This window comes from Lysinibacillus sp. FSL K6-3209 (assembly GCF_037976175.1).
Lineage (GTDB): Bacteria > Bacillota > Bacilli > Bacillales_A > Planococcaceae > Lysinibacillus > Lysinibacillus sphaericus_D.
This window is the reverse complement of sequence record NZ_CP150264.1, coordinates 1,174,397-1,196,445: the sequence shown is the minus strand read 5'-3', so window position 1 is coordinate 1,196,445 and position 22,049 is coordinate 1,174,397. Positions and strand designations below refer to the sequence as shown.

Annotated in this window: 20 protein-coding genes; all 20 read right to left on the bottom strand. The window is 37.1% G+C overall.

Going from position 1 to position 22,049, the window contains the following annotated elements:
- Positions 1 to 16: 16 nt before the first annotated feature.
- Positions 17 to 883, bottom strand: coding sequence for a 2-oxoacid:ferredoxin oxidoreductase subunit beta (locus MHH88_RS05630; protein ID WP_339261766.1), 867 nt, complete (start codon positions 881 to 883; stop codon positions 17 to 19).
- The gene (locus MHH88_RS05625; RefSeq protein WP_024361950.1) at positions 883 to 2,622 is read right to left on the bottom strand and encodes a 2-oxoacid:acceptor oxidoreductase subunit alpha; all 1,740 of its coding nucleotides are present in this window, start codon (positions 2,620 to 2,622) and stop codon (positions 883 to 885) included. Before MHH88_RS05625 ends, MHH88_RS05630 begins: the two co-directional genes overlap by 1 nt.
- A 434-nt stretch (positions 2,623 to 3,056) precedes the next feature.
- On the bottom strand, positions 3,057 to 3,323 hold the full coding sequence (locus tag MHH88_RS05620) for a stage V sporulation protein S (RefSeq protein ID WP_010858535.1): 267 nt from the start codon (positions 3,321 to 3,323) through the stop codon (positions 3,057 to 3,059).
- Between the two features lie 232 nt (positions 3,324 to 3,555).
- Positions 3,556 to 4,353 carry a TIGR00282 family metallophosphoesterase gene (locus tag MHH88_RS05615; RefSeq protein ID WP_024361951.1) on the bottom strand — a complete coding sequence of 266 codons (798 nt, stop codon included), beginning with the start codon at positions 4,351 to 4,353 and terminating at the stop codon, positions 3,556 to 3,558.
- Between the two features lie 167 nt (positions 4,354 to 4,520).
- Positions 4,521 to 5,657: an acyltransferase family protein gene (locus MHH88_RS05610; protein WP_339261765.1), complete on the bottom strand. Its 1,137-nt coding sequence runs from the start codon at positions 5,655 to 5,657 to the stop codon at positions 4,521 to 4,523.
- 61 nt (positions 5,658 to 5,718) lie between these two features.
- Positions 5,719 to 7,227 (bottom strand): polysaccharide transport protein, encoded by a 1,509-nt coding sequence (locus tag MHH88_RS05605; protein WP_339261764.1) that lies wholly within the window; start codon positions 7,225 to 7,227, stop codon positions 5,719 to 5,721.
- Complete coding sequence (locus MHH88_RS05600) at positions 7,224 to 8,267, bottom strand: glycosyltransferase (RefSeq protein WP_339261763.1); 1,044 nt, start codon at positions 8,265 to 8,267, stop codon at positions 7,224 to 7,226. The genes MHH88_RS05605 and MHH88_RS05600 overlap by 4 nt, the downstream gene beginning before the upstream one ends.
- A gap of 4 nt (positions 8,268 to 8,271) precedes the next feature.
- Positions 8,272 to 9,612, bottom strand: coding sequence for a hypothetical protein (locus MHH88_RS05595; protein ID WP_339261762.1), 1,341 nt, complete (start codon positions 9,610 to 9,612; stop codon positions 8,272 to 8,274).
- A complete protein-coding gene (locus MHH88_RS05590; protein ID WP_339261761.1) occupies positions 9,609 to 10,790 on the bottom strand; it encodes a glycosyltransferase in 1,182 nt (393 codons plus the stop codon). The genes MHH88_RS05595 and MHH88_RS05590 overlap by 4 nt, the downstream gene beginning before the upstream one ends.
- Before the next feature lie 40 nt (positions 10,791 to 10,830).
- The gene (locus MHH88_RS05585) at positions 10,831 to 11,949 is read right to left on the bottom strand and encodes a glycosyltransferase family 4 protein (RefSeq protein WP_339261760.1); all 1,119 of its coding nucleotides are present in this window, start codon (positions 11,947 to 11,949) and stop codon (positions 10,831 to 10,833) included.
- 58 nt (positions 11,950 to 12,007) lie between these two features.
- The gene (locus tag MHH88_RS05580) at positions 12,008 to 12,772 is read right to left on the bottom strand and encodes a CpsB/CapC family capsule biosynthesis tyrosine phosphatase (protein WP_339261759.1); all 765 of its coding nucleotides are present in this window, start codon (positions 12,770 to 12,772) and stop codon (positions 12,008 to 12,010) included.
- A gap of 31 nt (positions 12,773 to 12,803) precedes the next feature.
- A complete protein-coding gene (locus tag MHH88_RS05575) occupies positions 12,804 to 13,508 on the bottom strand; it encodes a CpsD/CapB family tyrosine-protein kinase (protein ID WP_339261758.1) in 705 nt (234 codons plus the stop codon).
- A 31-nt stretch (positions 13,509 to 13,539) separates the two neighbouring features.
- Positions 13,540 to 14,238: a Wzz/FepE/Etk N-terminal domain-containing protein gene (locus MHH88_RS05570; protein WP_339261757.1), complete on the bottom strand. Its 699-nt coding sequence runs from the start codon at positions 14,236 to 14,238 to the stop codon at positions 13,540 to 13,542.
- A gap of 337 nt (positions 14,239 to 14,575) precedes the next feature.
- On the bottom strand, positions 14,576 to 16,135 hold the full coding sequence (gene rny, locus MHH88_RS05565) for a ribonuclease Y (protein ID WP_069510052.1): 1,560 nt from the start codon (positions 16,133 to 16,135) through the stop codon (positions 14,576 to 14,578).
- Positions 16,136 to 16,581: 446 nt separating this feature from the next.
- Positions 16,582 to 17,646, bottom strand: coding sequence for a recombinase RecA (gene recA, locus MHH88_RS05560; protein ID WP_069510054.1), 1,065 nt, complete (start codon positions 17,644 to 17,646; stop codon positions 16,582 to 16,584).
- A 254-nt stretch (positions 17,647 to 17,900) separates the two neighbouring features.
- Positions 17,901 to 19,160: a competence/damage-inducible protein A gene (locus tag MHH88_RS05555; protein ID WP_339261756.1), complete on the bottom strand. Its 1,260-nt coding sequence runs from the start codon at positions 19,158 to 19,160 to the stop codon at positions 17,901 to 17,903.
- A 17-nt stretch (positions 19,161 to 19,177) separates the two neighbouring features.
- Complete coding sequence (pgsA, locus tag MHH88_RS05550; RefSeq protein ID WP_024361963.1) at positions 19,178 to 19,756, bottom strand: CDP-diacylglycerol--glycerol-3-phosphate 3-phosphatidyltransferase; 579 nt, start codon at positions 19,754 to 19,756, stop codon at positions 19,178 to 19,180.
- Positions 19,757 to 19,803: 47 nt separating this feature from the next.
- Positions 19,804 to 20,715 carry a RodZ domain-containing protein gene (locus tag MHH88_RS05545; RefSeq protein WP_172583013.1) on the bottom strand — a complete coding sequence of 304 codons (912 nt, stop codon included), beginning with the start codon at positions 20,713 to 20,715 and terminating at the stop codon, positions 19,804 to 19,806.
- 16 nt (positions 20,716 to 20,731) lie between these two features.
- Positions 20,732 to 21,520 (bottom strand): DUF3388 domain-containing protein, encoded by a 789-nt coding sequence (locus MHH88_RS05540; RefSeq protein ID WP_103977636.1) that lies wholly within the window; start codon positions 21,518 to 21,520, stop codon positions 20,732 to 20,734.
- 227 nt (positions 21,521 to 21,747) lie between these two features.
- Positions 21,748 to 22,005, bottom strand: coding sequence for a DUF3243 domain-containing protein (locus MHH88_RS05535; RefSeq protein WP_024361966.1), 258 nt, complete (start codon positions 22,003 to 22,005; stop codon positions 21,748 to 21,750).
- Between the last annotated feature and the right edge of the window lie 44 nt (positions 22,006 to 22,049).

The following is a 22,049-nucleotide window of genomic DNA, read 5'->3' as shown; positions in this document are numbered from 1 at the left end:
CTTTCAATGTTTTTATTTACATAAATTCCTGCACAAGTGCATCGAATTCATTTTCGCTCATTTTAATGTCGATATCCGTTAATGGCAACTCAGCGTAGCCAGGTACTTTTTCTTGATAAGAAGTTTTTTCTTTATCCTGATAAATAATACCTGTTACTAAGCCTTCATGCTCCATTACTGTGCGCATTGCCATGCCACGGTCAGCATTATCATAACCTTCAATATCAGCTAGCTTTGTTAAGTTTTCTTTAAACCAATCGTACGTATTCACTTTGTTGTAAGTAACACATGGTGAAAATACGTTGATGAAAGAAAAGCCTTTATGGTTAATGCCCGCTTCAATTAAAGCTGTTAATTCTTTAATATCCGTTGAGAAGCCCTGTGCCACAAACGTTGCACCACTAGTTAAGGCTACTTCTAAAGGTTTTAATGATGGCTCAATTGCACCACCTGGCGTTGATTTTGTAATAAACCCAGCGGCCGAGCGTGGAGATGTTTGCCCTTTTGTTAAACCGTAAATTTGGTTATCCATCACAACATACGTAATATCAATATTTCGACGGATGGCATGGATTGTATGACCCATACCAATCGCAAAACCATCTCCGTCACCACCAGAGGCAATGACGTTTAAATCACGATTGGCCATTTTCAATCCTTGTGCAATTGGTAATGCACGACCATGGATACCGTGGAAACCATATGAATTAATGTAACCTGAAATACGACCTGAACAGCCAATCCCAGAAATAACAGCTAGCTCGTTTGGTTCGATGCCTACATTTGCTGCTGCACGTTGAATCGCAGCCTGTACAGAGAAGTCGCCACATCCTGGGCACCAGTTCGGTTTCACTGTATTACGAAAATCCTTAAACGTTGCCATTAGCGAGTCAACTCCTTCACTCTATTTTCTAGTTCACCTGGTAAAAATGGTGTACCGTTATATTTTGTAATCATCTCAATTTTATCGTGACCACCAATATTCATTTTCATGATATTAGCCAATTGACCTGTGTAGTTGTTTTCCACAACGATTACTTTTTTCGCTTTCGCTACAAGAGGTGCCATCTCAGCAGAAGGGAATGGGTGAATTAAACGGATATGCGCATGGTTCACCTTCATGCCTTGTGCGTTTAAACGCTCTTGTACTTCTTCAATTGCTCCACGAGTTGAGTTAAAGCCTACTAATAATACATCCGCTTCTTCATGTGGTGCATTTTTGTAAACTGGTGTATCAAACTTCAGGGCTTCTAGCTTGCGGAAACGTTTGTCCATTTGTGCACGTCGATTGCCCGTTGCTTCAGATGGTTTCCCTGTTTCATCATGCTCAACACCAGTAACATGGTGGATTCCATTTAAGTGACCTGGTAACACACGCGGTGAAATACCATCTTCTGTATCTTCATAACGTTTGAAGTAAGCTTTATCTGCTGAAGCTTCAATATCATCCGTGACAATTTTACCGCGACGAATTTCAATTTTATTGTAATCGAATGGTTCAACCGTTTGTTTACCAAGTGATAATTGTAAGTCTGTCATTAAAATAACTGGCAATTGTAATTCCTCTGCAATATTAAACGCTTGAATAGTATCAAAGAATGCTTCTTCCATTGTAGAAGGTGCAATCACCACTTTTGGAATTTCACCATGCGTACCATAAAGCATTGCCATTAAATCAGATTGCTCTTGTTTCGTTGGTAAGCCAGTAGATGGGCCCCCACGTTGTGTATCAATCACCACTAGAGGCTGCTCAGTCATACCTGAAAGACCGATTGCTTCCATCATAAGTGAAAGACCAGGACCTGCTGACGCTGTAAATGAACGAACACCACCGAAGTTTGCACCAATCGCCATCGTCGCTGCAGCAATTTCATCTTCTGTTTGAATCACAGCACCACCGAATTTTGGCAATTTTTTAATAAGGTATTCCATAATTTCAGATGCAGGTGTAATTGGATAAGCTGCCATAAAGCGTGTACCCGCAGCTAATGCCCCAAGTGCTACTGCATCATTACCGATCATAAACATACGGCGTTTACCATCAGCTGGCGCTAATGCCCACTCACCAACACGATCGCCTAATAATTCATTCATCATGTCATGACCACGCGCAATGGCCTCCATGTTTTTCTGAACAACCTCTTCACCTTTTTTACCAAAGATGTCATCCACAACATTTTGGAACACAGCGTCTTCTAAGTTTAGAAGTGAAGCAGTAGCTCCAATAGCAACCATGTTTTTCATTAACGTTGTACCTAGTTCAGCTGCCACTTCTGTGAATGGTACGGCAAATAATGGCGCTTTTGAATCCTCTGGCTTTACAGGTTCAAATTTTGCATCGGCTAAAATAATCCCTTTTTCTGTTAATTCTTTATAATTGACGTCGATTGTTTCTTGATCGAACGCCACTAAAATATCTAAATCATCCGCAATGGAACGTACTTCTGTTGGACGAACTGTAATTTTATTATTAGTGTGGCCACCTTTTATACGAGAAGAGAAGTGACGATAACCGTATAGGAAATAACCTAGACGATTCATTGCCATCGAGAAAATCTCACCTGTACTCTCAATCCCTTCACCCTGTTGCCCACCGACTTTCCACGAAAGCTGATGTAACATCTCAACAACTCCTTAAATCCAATGTATACTATTATTTTTTTCCTTCATAAGTTTAACACGAAGAAACGGTCTACACTATTGTTATTCAATGAATTAGACGAAATTCAGACCTTTGACTGAAAATGTTGTTCAAAAAGTTGTAATTTTCAAATCAATTAAGTATAAAAAATTAACTCACTAATTTCAAGTGTAGAATAATTGTATGAGTGACTGGCACGTAAAAAAATCCACTTCGCTTTTTGCGGGCACGATACAAGCCGCAACCCCCGATTTTACGAGGCTTGTTGCGTCATACGTTGTGTGTCCCACAGGAGCAATCGTGGATTTTTACTTTATTCGCCCTACTGACAGAGCGATAAAAATTCAGAATTGTTTCGGTGACTGGCACTAATAATCGGTGGAGGTTTCCCCCCACCGATTAAAGTTCTACTTTATTATCGAACTCGTTTTTCTACTAGCAGCTTTAAGGCTGTACGTTCTTCGCCCGCAATCAAAATATCGGCAAACGCCGGAGCGCAAATTAAATCTGTGCCACTTGGCGCTACAAATCCGCGTGCAATGGCCACTGCTTTCACGGCTTGGTTAAGTGCACCTGCCCCAACTGCCTGCATTTCTGCTTGCCCTTTTTCTCTTATTACCGCGACTAATGCACCTGCAACTGAATTTGGATTAGAGCGTGACGATACTTTTAATGAATCCACAATTATTCCTCCCCGTTTCGCGAATAGTGTTTACGCTCAACAACTCATGTCCCCCTTTTTGGTCCCCAAGTTATTGTCCGTAGCTCATTTTATGCTCGGCAATATGAAAATAGACTATTTTTCAATTCTTATATATTGTAAAGCCTTAAAAAAACGAGTTATTTTCTTTCGTTAAAATAGCTCAACACAACAAAAAAACTACTGCACATAAAAAAATGCACAGTAGTTTATCTTACGCCTGAAACGGATAGTCCTCATTAATATAAATTCTTTCACAACGCAATGCCTTCCCTGTCTTGTCATCAATCTCAACAAAAAAGCCACTTAACACATCACGGCCCTTTTTCGGTACTTCAAAACGAGACGGCATATTTGTTTGGAACTTGTAAATCACACTTTCCTTTGTCATGCCTAAAATTTCATCATAAGGACCAGTCATACCTACGTCTGTAATATAAGCAGTACCGTTAGGATAAATGCGCGCATCTGCTGTTTGCACATGCGTATGCGTTCCAACGACTGCCGATGCCTTGCCATCCAAGTGCCAACCAAGCGCTATTTTTTCGCTTGTCGCTTCAGCGTGGAAATCTACAAATACAAGCGGTGACGTTTTACGAGCTTCTTCAATCAATTGTTCAGCCATTGCAAACGGATCTTCATGCGGTGGCAAAAATACACGACCGTGTAAATTAATAACTGATAATGTAACGCCATTTTTCGCAATTTGCACCATGCCTTTACCCGGTGCCTCAGACGAAAAGTTCGCAGGGCGAATTAAATAATCAGCATCATCAATAAAATCAAAAATATCTTTATTATCCCAAGTGTGGTTACCCATAGTAATAACATCTACACCCATTTGTAATAAATCATTATAAATATTACGTGTAATCCCACGACCTGCTGCTGCATTTTCACCATTTGCAATAACAACATCTGGACTAAACTTCTTTTTTAATCGTGGTAAATATTTTTCTACCGCATCTCGGCCAATTGAACCGACGATATCTCCAATAAAAATTACTTTCATTTTACAAAACCACTCTTTCTATCAATAACACTCATTAGAGTTTACCATTTTTTCTTCATCAATCGCAAAATATAAAGAAAAACCATCACTAAATTATATCCCTTGTTTGCATTTGCTTGCTTTCATTTCTCTTTTAAGCCAAAAGCATCTCGTCTAACTGGCGTTCATTAACGTTGATGAAGTACCTGTTTTGTTTTACCGGCAATTTTTTTGTCGTTCGCTAAGCTTTCTTCTGCATGTACTTGCCCTACTAAATAAGGACCAAACCGCCATTTATTCAGCAAATACGTAGCACAGATAGAACATATCGTGCTGCATAAAAATGTTGTGATAATAACAGTAAATACACTTACATCATCTATAAATTTTATAAAAATAGTTTTTAGTAAAATAATAAAAAGAGGATGTAGTAAATAAATTCCAAATGAGTATCGGCTAATAAAAGTCACAAACTTAGGCATGTGCTTTACTTTATTTGCCATATAAAACAATAGAAAGGCTATGCTCAATGTATAGGGGATTACATCAATCCTCTTAGAGTGAACTTCAGTAATCAAGCCAGACCATTGACTGGCGAGTAATATACCGAGTGTAAGTATACCTACATTCGGTAAGAAATAACGCAATCGTTGGAGTAACAATAAAAACTGCTCATAGTTTTTACCGCAATAATAGGCGACGACAAAATAGGCAATCCAAGCGGGAAACGGCATCTTATTTAACACATTCCATTCCACTTCTAGATAAGGAAGGAACGATAAATACCGAAAAGGATCGAAAAAATTAAAGACTGCAAGGTAAGAAAAATTAACAAGACATGCCGTCATAATCACTTGGTAAGCACGGTATTTGGGTACAACAAATTTCACAAATAATGGATGTAAAAAATAAAACTGAAAGACGATCACGATAAAATACCCGTGGAAATCACCTTCAAAAAAATTTAAAATAATCTTCTTATCAAATTCAACATTAGTCATGCTTATTGAATGAAAAGCCGCATCCAAAAAACCGATAAAAATAAACGGAAGAAAAATATAGTTCAATCGTTTTTTATAAAATTTTTTTGGCAGTTGATGTGGATAGGAATAAGCAATAACAAACTCCGAAATAAAAATAAAGATAGGTGTTCCAAACATTAATGCTAATTGAAGCGATGTCAGCACAATAAATATTGTACTTTTCTCTATATCGAACAAGTCCAATCCTAAAGTGACACTATGCATTAAAACAATTCCTAAACAGGCGACAAACCTTAGTAAAAATATTTCCTTCACAACTGGCTTCATTTTTCCACCTGCCATTTCTAAACAATCTATCTTATTTTCTCTAGCTTGTATGCTTCCTCACTACTAGAAAGCGTTGCTAATCATTGGAAATTACACGTTTAAAATGCAGCAAAATTTCTCGCATCGTTGTCGGTTGAAACATAAAATTTCCCAGCACAACTACTAAAATGGTCCATAAAGCAATGCATATAGCTGCTAAAAACCATGCCTTTATGCTCACGATATGTAGTTCGATGAAAAATAGAAATGGGGATGCCGCGATAGATGCCAAAACAAAATTCAGCACTATTTTTTTAACCGTAATACGTACGGAATTTTTTAATATTTTTTTAGATGTATAAAAGATTAGGTCACAAGTACGATAGGCATACGAACAAAGCCCGCCTATTAAAATACCTTCCACCCCTAAAAATTGAACTAAAACAAAGGACACAGAAAGATTAATGGCCGCTTCCATAATCGCTCTATTTTTCGTCTCTTTAAAATGCCCAGCCGAATTTACTAATGTATTCGCAGGAATTCGTATTGCATTAGCAATACCTACTATGACAAAGAGTGTTGCTAACCATGGTCTTATATAGTTTGCATCCTCAACACCTGCTGTATAAATTGTTATAAAAGGCAAAATTAACAGGGCTGTGCATGTATAACCGAAAGCAACGACTGCAAAAAAAATACATTCAAAATGATGAAAATGTCGTTGCAATGCCTCTCGCTCTTCTTTTACAAGTATGTCTCCAAAGGCTGCTAACATCGCACCGGAGAAAGCGGAAATAAATAATGTAATCGCATTAAATACCATATTGTATACAGTAAATACACTAACCTCTGCAAGTCCAAGAAAAATAGTAATGAACATAAACGGTGTATTAAAAACAACAAGCGAGGCGATTTGATGGATTAAAGCATCCCATCTTTTATTTATGGCTGATGTATTTGGTGTTCCTTTACTATTAAAATATGGGTATTTTTTTTGGACATATACTTTTAAAAAAAGAATATCTAATAATAATAGAATGCTAGAACTGCCAACTACAATAATGATTGAAAACCCCAGTGTTAATAAAGTCAAAGAGAGCATTGTACTAACAACCAATAAGCATGTTTGAATACGGAACACAATATAGCTTTTTTGATCTGCTGTTAGCAAAACGTAATATTTCCCAATCAAAAAATATTCCCATACACCACTGATACCTAAAATCAGCACCATATAAAATGCGGTTAGAGGTGACACATCTTCCTTTACCAACAGCGGATAGAGCATAGCCAACAAGGCTACTAATACAACAAAAACCATACCCGAACGTCGATAAAAATAGTGCGTGGCTGAAAGGATGCCATTTATCTGTTCTTTGTCGTTCATAGCTAATGGTTTGTAAAGTGCTGCGACGGATGCACTACCGATACCCGCTTCTACAATTTTTAAATAACCTAAAAATTGCTTAATCGATGTCACAAGTCCATTCGTAGCAGAACCGTAAGTCGTCATAAATAATCGAGGCAAAATAAAATTAATCACGGCGGTCACAACTTGCAACATGACATTGGAAAATAAGTTTAATAAAATTTTCCTTGTTCTCATTTCGCTCCTTTTATAGCCTTGCGAAAATTAGTTTTTTGTTTCATCCTAGCCAATACATATAGTAAAAAAATAGATTGTCTCTTTAATAATACAGTGATAATTTTCACTTTGAATGGCAATGTATTTGGACAAATTGCCTGTAACACCTCGTTAATGTCGCGATGTTTAAGCATTTTTTTGAGAAAGACTCTTTTTTCTCGTAAGCTCTTCTTATTCTCTCGATGAAATTCATTATGGACTCCTGCAATCACTAAATAGGTCAAATAATACTGTAGTTGATTTGCAAAATAAGGAGCTGGGGATAAACCTCTCAAATGTTTATATAAGACGAGTGTTTTCTCAAAAAATTTCTGATCATAGCTAGCTGTCATGGAAGAAGGATTTTGGCGATAATGATAAAGATACTGTTTGTCTAATAGATAGATACTTTTCGCATTAAGTAAGCTTGGATATGTACAGGCAACATCTTCCCCCATGCGTATTTGATCATCGACACGAAATTGAAATTTTTCAAGAAGTGACTTTTTAAATAGTTTATTTGAAACAGAAGGAAATAATCCAAACTGATAGTATTGCCCCGCATACAACATCATCGGGTAAACTTCTTTTATCATTCTATCCTTTCGATATAATCCAGGTTTCACAATTTGCGTACTTCTCACTTCATAATCTAGATAATTTTCTATAATATCGCAAATCACAATATCTACATTAAAAGCTTGTGCTGCATCACATAGTGCTTGATACATGTCAGCTTCAATCCAATCATCACTATCCACATATCCAATATATTTTCCTTTTGCAATGCTTAGGCCCGCTTTGCGCGCACTAACAAGGCCACCATTTTCTTTATGCACGACAATAATTCTTGCATCGCGTGTAGCATAATCGTCACATATGTTGGGACTATTATCCGTTGAGCCATCATTGACCAGTATTAATTCAAAGTCCTCAAACGTTTGTCTTAAAATGCTATCTACACATTGTTGTAAATACAGCTCCACATTATAAATGGGCACAATAATACTTAATAATGGCACTGCATCACCCCCCAACCTCATGCTCCTGCGTTTTATTAAGTGTTAAGGCAAACATAATCATCAATATATGAAAAGGGAAATAATCCATAACGAACGAATCAAGTACAGTATTAGCGATTAACATAATATAGAGAGGAATTGCGTTGATGGTTAGGTATTGAAGGTTTGTTTTACGATTACTACTATTTTGACGGAGAACTTTATTTAAAGAGAAGATGTATAGTAATGCAAGTGTTATTCCTAGTACCCCAAGATAATATGGCGTGGATAGATACATTGTGTGTGCCATTTTTGCAGTAGAGAAACTCGTGCCAAACCCCGCTCCAAAAACTACGATTTTCGTACTTTGTAAAATTTCTGTCGCAAACATATTCCAGCTACTTACTCGACCAGTCGTAATAGCATCTGTCGATGTTCCTGCGCCAAAAAAGCGAACCCAATAAATTTCGAATAGTCTCTCGTAAAAAAAAAATAACGAAACACTTACCATTACTACAATAAATGAAGCAAATTTAATCGCTGTTTTGACATTGTTCTTTATAAACATTATGAACGTTAATAAAATCAATGTGATCAATGTGATAATAAACATTTTAGAATAAGTAAATACACCAAATATAGATAAGATTAGAATAAGCACAATCGGTGTAACCTCTAATTTGTTGTTGTAATAATAAAGAACGACTAGGCACGCAATGGCTATTAGAATTTGCAAACTAAAATAATTCGGATCTAAATCTAAACCTGTAAACCGCGTATTAATGGTACTTGTTGTTTTTACTGTATTAACGATTGTCATGGACTCAATAAAGTGATTAATCGCTGGAACAGAAAAACTTACCCACCGTACGATAGCAGCGCATAATAAACCTGCTGCATAAACATACGTATATCTTCTATAATAAACATTGGAATCGATAAACAGAACAGCAAAAAAGATTACACTATAATTTAATACAAAGCCAAACGCTTCGATGACATTGCCGCTACTAAAAAGTGTTGCCCCAACAGCAAAAAACACAAAAAGAACATATGTTAAAACAAGCTGTGTTGAAATCCTCTTTTTGTGTAGAAAAAGCGTTCCTATACTTAACACAATATAAAAAAAGCTTAGCACGACAAAAAGTGAGTGACCTGTTAATTCAAACTTTATGACATATACCCAAGAAATAAAGAACAGTAAATAATCTAGTCGATGTTGTTGTTTAGCCAACAGCATCGCTGTCATTACAAATAAGATAAAAAACCAAAGAAAAAGAGGATTATCTGTATACATTTTGAACACAACAAAAATACTGGAAACAACACAAAGCAATATACTATAATTTTTCCTTTTTTCGATCATTTGCGATCAAACTCCAATACTAATTGCTCTCGTGCCTTTCGATTTGTATAACTATTTTCTTCAATATACTTTTTCATCTTGTCGAGGCAATCCTTACTTTGGATGATATTAGCTATGACCGCGTACATATCCTCTATATCCCCATCTGTTATCAATCCATTGAATCCATGTTGTATTTGTTCACCTGCTGCTGCAAAATTCGTCGTAATCACAGGCGTTTCTAATATTAATGCCTCGCCAACTACCATCGGATAACCTTCATACGCTGAAGTTAATATAAGGACATCGCTTTCTTTAATAAACGGATATGGATTATGACATTCCCCAACAAATTCAACTACATCATCTACACCTAATTGTAATGCTAATTGTTTATTAAAAAGTAAGTCCGGTCCATCGCCTATAATTCGCCAATAAAATTGCTTGATAGAAGACTCCTTTAAAAGCTTACATATATATGGAATAAGGTCGAATCTTTTTGTGGCATTGTCCATTCTACCAACAGATAATAAATCCATTGTTCCTTTTTCAAATGGCATATAATCTGTTGCTAACTCTTTTATTTCCGTTATCGGAAAAAAATTGTAGACAACGTGTATTTTATGTTGATATAGCGGGAGAAATTTCAGGAAATTTCCCTTACATGCTTCAGAAACACATATTAATCTATCAAAATTTTTATAGGTTTTGACACAAACTTTATAATTAAAATTTGCTCTTAATGGATCGGTATGTATCCATGCAAGCTTTTTATGTGCCTGTACAAATTTATCGACGAATAAATTTGTACCTCGGTTAAAATAACTATTTGGTGCGTCATTAAAATAAGAAATAGCTGTATGATAATGTTTTTTAGGACGATGTTTTTTTAAAAGTAATGTATAAAAGTTGTTAGAGCCAATAATGCGTACAAGCAACATACATACTAAGCGCAGCATAATATGCCAGCCGTTTTTTCTCTGTTTCACGACATAAAAGGGGGTAGCGATTAGTTGTAATAGTAAGTTGCCGATATTTACATTGACGTTAGGAGGGATGTCCTTTAAAAGCTCACCTTCACCGAATGTAAAAATATCAATTTCATATTGTTCATCAACACTAAGTTCTTTCAATGTATTAATTAATGCCTTTTGAATACCGCCCATCTGAAAATTTTGCGCAACAAATAATATTTTCATATCGTCTGAAATCCCCCTTGAAATGTAATATTATGTGCTGCTATAAATGGCTGTATAATGTAATAATTCGCTTTTCCATTTCGCTCCAGCTATAGTGGTCTTCATATAACAGCTTCATTTTACGAGATATTTCTGGCCATTCTTTTTTGCGCTCAATTAACTTTTCAATAGCTTGTTGTAAACTATGTTGATTATAATCAATTAACTCTCCTAGATTATGTGCTGCTACTACTTCCGACATTCCTGTATTTTTCACCATAATTAAAGGTTTTCCCAGCATCAGTGCCTCGTAAAATTTATTCGGTGCTGCATAATAGTGATTAGAAACTTCGGGGTCGTAAATCGCAGTCATAATGTCACAACTATTTTCTAAAGCGAGTGTTTTGTCATATGGAATCTTCCCGTAATAGAGGATATTGTCATACTTTTGTGCGAGTTCGGCCAATTCATCTGCATACTCGCCAAATCCACCTATATGCAATTCATAGTTTCCATTCGCTTTTACTATTTCAACTAGTTCTTTAATAAGTCTTTCCTTTGCTAATATGCCAACATAGACTATTTTTACTTTCTCATTGTTCAAATGAAAGTCATGATTTAACGGCATAGGAAGTGGCGTATTATAAATCACCTCTATTTTTTTAGGTGATGCATTCGCTATTTGACCTTTTCGTTTTTCTGTACAAATAATGACAGCATCCACACGATTCAACAGAGCGATATCTATTTTTTCAACAACTTTCCCTATCATTGCTGGTCCATGAAAGGGTGCAGTAACGGAATCAAACATATCATAAATAACTTTTTTATGGAGTAACTTCCCACATATCGTGCCGATAAATGCTGTATCAAAGTCACAAGCATGTATAATATCATAGGTATTTTTATGTTGAAGTAGCCATTGAAATAGTTTTATTTGAAAACGCAATAGTGGAAATAAATTTTTTTTAAATCCTCCACCAAAGGTAGCAGGGATGCCAAACCTTGTGATTTTAATGGCCTGTGTACGCTTTAAAAATTGTACCTTTTCCTTATATTTGCGATCTCTATCCCAAGCTACTATTTGTACATGCCAGTTATTTTTTATAAGGCTGTCCACTTCCTTTTCAACTCTAGGATCTGGAGATATTGGATTACTTCTCATAAAAACAACTCTCATCCCTACGGTCCCCTTATTTATTTAATACCTTCAATTAGTCATACAAGTTTGTGCCTACTTAAAATAAACGCCAACCTTTTTTTGTGAATTGATGATCAGGTTCATCTACTATGATAGGCTGATTGTTGATGATTCGTGCATTATTGGCTAAAAAATCATCCACTGCATCTAATTGTTTGTGCTTTTCTAAAAAACGAAGACCTTTTTCAAATAACAATGGGCGTGTCGTTCCATTATGCACATCCGAACCATATGTATGAATGAGGTTCGAGCGAACTAATCTCAAAGAGAGCTGTTGAATTGATTTGCCAAATAGACCAGCTAAACTGCCTGCGGTTATTTGTGCGAGTGCCCCCTCTCGTATAAGTTGCTCCAAGCAACTTGGATCTTCTGCTATGGCTGTATTGCGTTCTGGATGTGCAATGATTGGCGTGATACCTGCTGTCAATAAATCGTAAATCATTGTTCGTGTATACGTCGGCATGTAACCTGATGGAAGCTCTAATAATAAGTAATTCGAATGGGCTAATGTGTGCAACTGCCCACTCTCAAACAACGCTAAAATATTCCCCGCCAGTCTCACCTCGTGCCCAGGATAAAGTGTTAACGGCATGTTTCGGTTGTTAATTTCCTGTTGTAATTGTGCAATTTGTTCATTCACTTCATGAAAATGAACATTATATAATGGATGCAGAACATGTGATGTCGCTATCATAGCTGTAATGCCTTGTGCAATAGATTGTTCAAATAATTGGAATGTCTCCTCTACTGTTTCGGGACCATCATCAACATTCACTAAAATATGGCTATGCATATCGACCATTACATTTCACTTCCCTATCTATGCCCAGATACTACCGGTAATAGTGATCATAATATTCACCAAGTGGTGTTTTATAATTGTTTAAAACGACACCTAAAATATTCGCCTTTGACGCCTCAAGACTTAATTTTGCTTTTAGTACGCTTGTATTTTCCACAACACCACTATTGACAATTAATAGTGTGCCATGGCATTTATTAGACAAAATTTGCGCATCCGTGACCGATAGCAATGGCGGAGCATCAAAAATAATAATGTCAAAATCTTTTATCAATTGAACAATGACGCTATCCATCGTTTTAGAAGCTAAAAGCTCTGCTGGATTAGGAGGAATTGGTCCGCTTGTCAGAACAAAAAGATTCGGAATATCTGTACTGTGTAACACGTCTGCCATTTCATATTGTCTAGTCAGTAAATTTGATAGTCCTCTTATATTTGGTAAGCGAAACGTATAATGCATGGTTGGCTTACGTAAATCTGCATCAACAATTACTATCTTTTTGCCTTCTTGTGCAAAGACAACGCCTAAATTAGCGACATTTGTGGACTTTCCTTCGCCCGGTGTGGCAGATGTCACTAAAATCGTTTTGATTTCTTGGTCGGGCATTGCAAAGGTAATGTTTGTTCGGATTGTACGAAATTGTTCTGAAACAAAGGAATTACTATTAGCTACTGTCACAAGCTTCCTGCCCATTTTGGCTAGTTTTTTTTTATTTGCTCTTTTATGTTGAAACATCGTTACTCCCTCCTTCTGGTACGGGATTCCATCATATATTTTTATAGGTTGCATCGTTGATTTTGCTAATGATACCCATAATCGGCAAGCCAATGATTTCTTCAATATCTTGCTCTGTCTTAACTGTTGTATCAAAGCATTCTATCAATACAGCAAAGCCAGCACTTACGATGAATCCTAGCATCGCAGCAGCTACAATATATAAATTTTTGTTTGGCGCTACTGGCTCAGGTTTGCCATCTAATGTCGCTACTGACAAAATATTAATATTGTCTATCGTCATTAACACTTGAATTTCCTCTTGAAATACCTCTGCTACTGTATTGGCAATATTAACTGCCATATCGGGTTGCTTGTCTTGAACGGCAATATTCACAACTTGGGAATTACTCGCACTCGATACAGTAATCTGTTCTTTTAATTTCTCTGGTGTACTATCTAAATCGAGCTGGCTAATCACTTTCGATAAAATAGCAGGACTTTGAATAATGACATTATACGTATTAATTAAACGCAAATCCGTTTCCACCTGTTGTACGCCTAAACGTGCTTGTTGGTCGATATTTTTTTGATTTACTAATAGCTGTGTTTGCGCTTCATAGGTAGGCTTTATTATAAAAAAACTAAAGAACGCAATGACTAATGCTAAAAAAAGTGCAAAGCTCATAATATACAGCAATTGCTTTCGTACTATTCTCAATACATCCTGCAAGGTGATAGATTCTTGCAACGCCCCTCACTCCTTGACATTACATATGCTAGCAATACTCATTTTCGTTATTTCCTCCGATAATTTTTTCGGCAAAAAGTTTTATTGCCTATTATATTATCGATTTCCCTCTTTTATTCATCTTGGAAAAGAGCTAATACGGCGGTTTTCTTATATAAAATTGGACACAAAAAAAGTGTTCCCATCTTTAGGAACACTGCACAATGCCAAATGTTGTTGTTCATTTCTTATTTGAGCTAAATGTTAGCTCTTTTGAAAAGACAAGACACTGCTTGATTCGTTCATACACATAAAAAAAGCCCCCCTTGCTTGTAGGCAAGAGGAGCCATTTATTTTATTATTTCGCGTACTCCACTGCACGTGTTTCGCGGATAACAGTTACTTTAATATGTCCTGGATAATCTAGTTCTTCTTCAATGCGCTTACGAATATCACGCGCAAGTCGATGAGAAGCTAAATCATCAATTTTTTCTGGTTGAACAATAATACGGATTTCACGCCCTGCTTGGATGGCATATGATTTTTCAACACCATCGTAACTTTCAGAAATCTCTTCTAATTTTTCTAGTCTGCGAATATAGTTTTCCAGTGTCTCACTTCGAGCACCAGGACGCGCTGCAGATAATGCATCAGCTGCAGCTACTAATACTGCAATGACAGATGTTGCTTCTGTATCACCATGGTGAGAAGCGATACTGTTAATAACAACAGGATGTTCTTTATACTTCGTTGCTAATTCCACGCCGATTTCAACATGGCTTCCTTCAACTTCGTGGTCGATTGCTTTACCTATATCATGCAATAAGCCAGCACGACGAGCTAACGCTACGTCTTCACCAAGTTCAGCAGCTAGTAAGCCTGCTAAATGTGCGACCTCCACCGAATGTTTTAGGACATTTTGCCCGTAGCTTGTACGATATTTCATACGGCCCAAAATCTTCATTAAGTCAGGATGTAGATTGTGGATGCCGATTTCAAATGTCGTTTGTTCCCCTGTTTCACGAATTTGTTCATCTACCTCGCGACGAGATTTTTCAACCATTTCCTCGATGCGAGCAGGGTGAATACGACCATCCTGTACCAGCTTTTCAAGTGCAAGTCGAGCCGTTTCACGACGAATTGGATCAAAACCAGATAAAATAACGGCTTCTGGCGTATCATCGATAATTAAATCGATACCTGTTAACGTTTCGAGTGTACGAATATTTCGACCCTCTCTACCAATAATACGACCCTTCATTTCATCATTTGGCAAGTTCACAACAGAAACAGTTGTTTCTGCTACGTGATCTGCTGCAAAGCGTTGTAGTGCCAATGATAAAATTTCACGCGCTTTTTTATCAGATTCCTCTTTCACGCGCGTCTCAGATTCCTTCGTCATCACAGCAATATCAGTTGCTAGCTCTTTTTCTACTTCACTTAAGATAATAGTCTTAGCTTCATCTCTTGTTAATGCAGAAATGCGCTCTAGCTCTGTTTTTTGCGCTGCAACGAGCTCGTCCACTTTGCTTTCCATCTGTTCAATATGCTGTTGTCTTTCAGCTAGAGCTTGTTCCTTACGCTCTAAGCCGGCTTCTCTCTTATTTAGAGCATCATCCTTGCGATCAAGATTCTCTTCTCTTTGCAATAAACGGTTCTCTTGTTTTTGAAGTTCTAAACGACGGTCACGAATGTCATTTTCTGCTTCAGTGCGAAATTTGTGAGTTTCATCTTTGGCTTCAAGTAGTGCTTCTTTCTTTAATGCCTCCGCTTCTCGTTTTCCTTCTTCAACGATTGTTTCAGCGACATGTTTAGCACCAGTGATTTTTGAGTCATTCACTTTTTTCATGTAGATATAGCTAACAGCGGCACCAACGATGAGTCCAAGCAAAGCGGAGATGATAGTAATTCCATCCATATGAACACCTCCTCTTGCTATTTGGGTAATACAGTTTCAGTCGGCGCATACAAAAATTGTACTGCCTATTTTAAAGTCATAATTCAGAAATTATACATATTTAATTGTATAGCTAGCCCCAAGCTCTGTCAAGGATAGACGGGCATCTGTTCGCCTATCTGACAGAAAAAAAGTAAGTCATATCCATAAGGTCTATAAATTTACTGCACCTTTTGTGCTAGATAAAATACCTGTGCTCCTTAAAAATTTATTTATTCGGGACAAAGGTTATAATACAATTATTACCACAATTGCGTACATCTTAATACAATTATTTTCACTTTCTTTGACAAAACGAAGACTTCTTTCTTACTGGCTATATTTTGCAGACGGTCAATCGTAATTCATACCTATCAATGAAAACAAAAAAATCGTCCTCACCCCTTTAGAGTGAGAACGATGCATTATTATTTTTCATCTTCAAGAAGAAGCATTAACTCTTCATCCATTTCCTCGTCATCATGTGCAGCAATTGTATACGATTGTGCAGCAATGCCGTAAGACGAACGAATTTTATTTGCGATTTCATCTAAAACAGCAGGGTTTTCTTTTAAATATTGTTTTGCGTTTTCACGACCTTGGCCTAGACGCTCATCGCCATACGCATACCAAGATCCACTTTTTTGAACGATATCTAATTCTACACCTAAATCAACCGTTTCGCCTTCTTTAGAAATCCCTTCACCATACATAATATCAACTTCAGCAGTACGGAATGGTGGTGCCACTTTATTTTTAACAATTTTAATTTTCGTACGGTTACCCATAATGTCATTACCTTGTTTGATTGCTTCAGCACGACGTACTTCTAAACGGACGGAACTATAGAATTTTAGCGCACGACCACCAGGAGTTGTTTCTGGGTTACCGAACATAACACCAATTTTTTCACGAATTTGGTTAATGAAAATAGCAATTGTTTTTGATTTATTGATAGCACCTGAAAGCTTACGTAATGCTTGAGACATTAAACGAGCTTGTAAACCAACGTGAGAGTCACCCATATCGCCTTCGATTTCAGCTTTTGGTACGAGCGCTGCAACAGAGTCAATAACGATAATATCAATCGCACCACTACGCACTAATGCTTCTGCAATTTCCAGCGCTTGCTCACCTGTATCTGGTTGAGATAATAATAGTTCATCAATATTTACGCCTAATTTTTGTGCGTAAATTGGATCTAATGCATGCTCAGCATCGATAAATGCAGCTTGTCCGCCCTTAGCTTGTACTTCCGCAATAGCATGAAGCGCAACGGTTGTTTTACCTGATGATTCCGGACCATATACTTCAATAATACGTCCACGTGGATAGCCACCAACACCTAATGCTGCATCAAGTGCTAGCGAACCACTTGAAGATGTAGCGATTTCTAAATCTGTTTTTTCGCCCAGCTTCATGATAGAGCCTTTACCGAAATTCTTCTCAATTTGTTTTAACGCCTGTTCTAAGGCTGCTTTACGATCACTCATTATTTTTCCTCCTTCGAAACTGTTCACTGTTTTTGTCTATCTCTACTATACTTGTTTTTGAGAGAACACGCAAGAAAAAAGCGAACATTTATTCGATTTTTGTGCAAAATAAAAATTTGGATAAGTTTTTCCTACCCAAATTCCCATTTTGAACTATTGTAATCTATCTATCCTATTTCAGCGTAATAGCTTCACAACCTATGCGTCTTAGCATTCCTCTTACACTTTTAGAAGTGATAGACTTGTGAAGCAAGTTACATACGTTTCTTGTAACCTCGTACTTCCAATTGCTGCATTAAATAGTGACAAGTAAACTTCACGGCACGCAATCGGTTTGTATTGCGCATACCGGATAAGTGAAGTAAATACGTAATTGGCTCTTCGTCACCTATTGCAATACCAATCCATACCGTTCCTACCGGCTGATGGTCATGTGCCGTAGGACCAGCCGCACCTGTTAGCCCGATACCGATACTTGTACCAAATTTTTGACGTACTGCACTAGCCATTGCCGCTGCACATTCACTGCTCACAATACCATGCGTATCTAGTAATTGTTGAGAAATGCCAAGCTGCTTGACCTTCGCATCTTCGGTATAGGTCACTACTCCTCCAATGAGCACATTGCCTACCCCTGGTATTTCAGCCAGCTCTGATTGAAATAAACCAGCTGTTAAACTTTCTGCCGCAGCAATCGTTAAATTATTGTCCTGCAACATTTCCACCGTTTTTGAGGCAAGTGAGTCATCATTTACGCCATATTGATAGTCGCCAACAATAGCACGAATTTCTGCCACTTTTGCAGCAATCAACTGATGCGCTTCGTGCTCTGATTGAGCCTTTGCTGTTACGCGTAAAGTGACCTCTCCATCAGCTGCTAGCGGGGCAACCGTTGGATTGGTTTGTGTATCTAAAATATCCTGCACACGCACTTCTAACTCTGCTTCTCCAATACCATAAAAACGCATTACGTGAGACACAATCACTCCGCCATCGTTGAGCATTTTACCAAGCTTTGGCTTCGCTTCAAATTGGAACATCGGCTCTAATTCTTTTGGTGGGCCCGGAAGTAAAATATAAGTGCAATTATCTTTTGTTAAAATCATTCCCGGTGCCATACCATGATGATTAGCAAGCACCTCACTACCTGCTAATACTAGCGCCTGCTTGCGATTATTTTCCGTCATTGAACGGCCTCGTTTAGCAAAAAACTCCTCAATGTATGTTAATGCAACTTGATCGAATACAAGGTCTACCCCAAGATGACGAGCAATCGTCTCCTTCGTCAAATCATCCTTCGTTGGACCTAAGCCTCCTGAAAAAATAATGAGATTAGCGCGCGCTTCCGCTATGCTAATGGCTTCTTCTAACCGTTTTGAATTGTCACCAACAACGGTATGATAAAACACATTAATTCCTAATTCAGATAGCTGATTTGAAATAAATTTTGCATTTGTATTTGTAATCTGTCCAAGTAATAACTCTGAGCCAACTGCAAGGATTTCAGCATTCATACTCCACAAGACCTTTCTTATTTAGACTCAAGTAACACACGTCGATTTAGATAGAAATAATCCCATCCAGACCAAAGTGTAAAGAATAATGCAATATATAACATTATTTTATCAAACGGAATTCCAAAATACACAAATATTGTATTGTGTAAAAGGGCTGCTGCAATCGCAACAATTTGTGCCCATGTTTTAATCTTACCAAGCTGATTGGCTGCTACCACTTCTCCACCGCCTGCAAGAATTAAACGTAAGCCAGTTACAGCAAATTCACGGCTAATAATAACAATAATAATCCAAGCTGGTGCCATACCAAGCTCTACCATTAGAATAAATGCTGCAGAAACAAGTAATTTATCTGCTAATGGGTCTAAAAATTTACCAAACGTCGTTACAAGATTATACTTTCTCGCATAGTAACCATCTACCCAATCCGTAGTCGATGCAATAATAAAAATAAGAGCTCCAACAAAATGATGGACTGGCATCTCTGCACTAAATAAGGTCATTGTTCCCCAGCCGAAATCAAACATCATAACAATGACAAAAAACGGAATAAGTAAGATACGTGAAATGGTAATTTTATTTGGAATGTTCATTTTTCTAACACCTTTCATGATGAAAGAAAGTAGTCATCATAGGATGACTACTGTTCTTTATTGAAATTGACGACAATATTTTGCGTTACGATTTGCTGTGCATACGTTAAAAGCTCGTCATTAATATAGACCTTAGCTTGCGTAGAATTACCTAAACGAATACGTGCATAGCTTTGTGCTGTTGCATCAAACTCTACAATTTCCCCGGCTTTATACACACGAGTATCAGTCAGTAATTCTTGCTGCTGTTGGTTACGAATACCAATAAATGTAGGTCCTGATACTTCAATTCGTATTTTAAATGTATCAGTACCCGTTAAAGTGTAAGATGTTGTAGCGCCATCTGCTTCGATTGTACCTGCTGAAATCGTTTGCTTAACCTCTTCGGTTTTACTATCATCTGGTGTTACATCTTCTGTCTGCTCTTTTTCTGTATTAGCTTGAGCTTTTTTATCTTCTTCCTCTTTTTCTTTTTCATTATCTATTGGTTTTGGTTTTTTATCGTACTCCACCATTGGTGTCGAATCATCAAATTCACTTGATCCTGTTTTACTTTTTGATTGTAACAGAACCCAAATTGCAACAATAATAACGATAATAAATAAAGCAACAATGACTTTTGGCATGGCCTCCATCATTTTGTTTGAAGGGCTTTTTGAAACCTTTCTTCTGGTTGAAGTTTGAGTCAATGATTGGCTAACTTGGTCGTTCGGTGTCCCTGGCAATTCGCTTTTAAATGTCTCTAAAATTTCCTCTGGATTTAACCCAACAGCCTCTGCATATTGTTTAATAAAAGCTCGTACATAAAACGAACCTGGCATAATTGAATAATTGCCTTCTTCAATACCTACTAAATAACGTTTTTGAATTTTCGTTATTTCTTGTAAATCGTCTAAGCTGTAGCCTTTAGACAGTCTCGCCTCTTTCAGTCGAGTCCCTAATTCCGCCACTAATAACACCTACTTTAATATCAAATTAAAAATTAAATCCTCCAAATGAATCGGATTCGGACATCATCTGATTTTTTTCCATTATTTCATAAGTAATTTCTTCATCTGGGTGATGCCGTAGTTCAATAATATAATCAAAATCCTCAATCTTATATTCAGAATGCTGAACAAACATATCCGGATGCTCTACAACTTTAATCGAAGGCATATTCATCATTTCACGCACTAATTGTAAATGTCGCTCATCAGCTGAACGACGCGTTACAATGCCGTCCAATATAAAAATATTATTGTCACTGAATTCATCGCCTGCAAGCTTATTACGAATAGTTTGTTTAATCATTGTAGATGATAAAAAAATCCACTTTTTATTGGCACAAACACTTGCCGCAACAATAGATTCCGTTTTACCAACCCGAGGCATCCCACGTATTCCAATGAGTTTATGACCTTCCTTTTTAAAGAGTTCTGCCATAAAATCCACTAAAATACCTAGTTCATCTCGGACGAAGCGAAAGGTATTTTTTTCATCTGCATCTCGAGGAATATAATGACCATGCCTAATAGCTAAACGATCACGGAGTTTTGGTTGTCGAAATTTAGTAACGTGGATATGTTCCATTGTCGAAACAATTGTACGAAAACGCTCAATTGCTTCATCATTGTCTGTATGCACTAACATACCACGCCTGTCTTCATCGACACCATTTATTGATATAATATTGACACGAAGCATCCCTAAAAGTGAAGCAATATCTCCTAATAATCCAGGGCGATTCACCTGAATTTCATATTCAAAGTACCAATCGCTCAAACACACTCGTTCCCTTCCTATTAGTTAACGTAAAAAATCTTTTATAAGTTCCATCATAGCTGATTTTTTATGTAATGGAAAGTTAGAATACATGGAATTATAGCGTTATTTTTAAATTCTTACTAAAATTTATTGTCCTACTGGAAATAGACTTACATACGTTCCCTTTTCCACGCAAATATCGATTTTTAATATAGAAAAAAGAGGAGAGTAGCTCTCCTCTTTTTTTACTGTACATGTTTATTTTGCACAAGTTTTACGACACAATTCGCCAACGCTTGCTTTTCATCATCAGAGGCAACGCCCCATAAATCCGACAGCACTCGTTCTTGTTCATTTTTAGGGTCGATATTTGTCGCCAAATATTCGCCAATTTGTACAGCAGCTTGTTGAATCATTTTCTTTGGCATACCACTTGATTCAGCCTGCATAACATTTTGTCCTAAAAAAGATGTCCATTTTTGCCAGTTTTCTAAAATGGTCATATGTTTCCTCCTCCTTTACACATGTAGTATGTGCAAAAAGAAGA

What these genes read in the sequence shown, in the direction of transcription:
- MHH88_RS05585 (WP_339261760.1), bottom strand. Translation starts at nt 11,949, where the DNA reads ATGAGAGTTGTTTTTATGAGAAGTAATCCAATATCTCCAGATCCTAGA.
- MHH88_RS05580 (WP_339261759.1), bottom strand. Translation starts at nt 12,772, where the DNA reads ATGGTCGATATGCATAGCCATATTTTAGTGAATGTTGATGATGGTCCC.
- recA (WP_069510054.1), bottom strand. Translation starts at nt 17,646, where the DNA reads ATGAGTGATCGTAAAGCAGCCTTAGAACAGGCGTTAAAACAAATTGAG.
- MHH88_RS05595 (WP_339261762.1), bottom strand. Translation starts at nt 9,612, where the DNA reads ATGATCGAAAAAAGGAAAAATTATAGTATATTGCTTTGTGTTGTTTCC.
- MHH88_RS05605 (WP_339261764.1), bottom strand. Translation starts at nt 7,227, where the DNA reads ATGAGAACAAGGAAAATTTTATTAAACTTATTTTCCAATGTCATGTTG.
- MHH88_RS05575 (WP_339261758.1), bottom strand. Translation starts at nt 13,508, where the DNA reads ATGTTTCAACATAAAAGAGCAAATAAAAAAAAACTAGCCAAAATGGGC.
- rny (WP_069510052.1), bottom strand. Translation starts at nt 16,135, where the DNA reads ATGGATGGAATTACTATCATCTCCGCTTTGCTTGGACTCATCGTTGGT.
- pgsA (WP_024361963.1), bottom strand. Translation starts at nt 19,756, where the DNA reads ATGAACATTCCAAATAAAATTACCATTTCACGTATCTTACTTATTCCG.
- MHH88_RS05625 (WP_024361950.1), bottom strand. Translation starts at nt 2,622, where the DNA reads ATGTTACATCAGCTTTCGTGGAAAGTCGGTGGGCAACAGGGTGAAGGG.
- MHH88_RS05535 (WP_024361966.1), bottom strand. Translation starts at nt 22,005, where the DNA reads ATGACCATTTTAGAAAACTGGCAAAAATGGACATCTTTTTTAGGACAA.
- MHH88_RS05555 (WP_339261756.1), bottom strand. Translation starts at nt 19,160, where the DNA reads ATGAATGCTGAAATCCTTGCAGTTGGCTCAGAGTTATTACTTGGACAG.
- MHH88_RS05615 (WP_024361951.1), bottom strand. Translation starts at nt 4,353, where the DNA reads ATGAAAGTAATTTTTATTGGAGATATCGTCGGTTCAATTGGCCGAGAT.
- MHH88_RS05590 (WP_339261761.1), bottom strand. Translation starts at nt 10,790, where the DNA reads ATGAAAATATTATTTGTTGCGCAAAATTTTCAGATGGGCGGTATTCAA.
- MHH88_RS05610 (WP_339261765.1), bottom strand. Translation starts at nt 5,657, where the DNA reads ATGGCAGGTGGAAAAATGAAGCCAGTTGTGAAGGAAATATTTTTACTA.
- MHH88_RS05630 (WP_339261766.1), bottom strand. Translation starts at nt 883, where the DNA reads ATGGCAACGTTTAAGGATTTTCGTAATACAGTGAAACCGAACTGGTGC.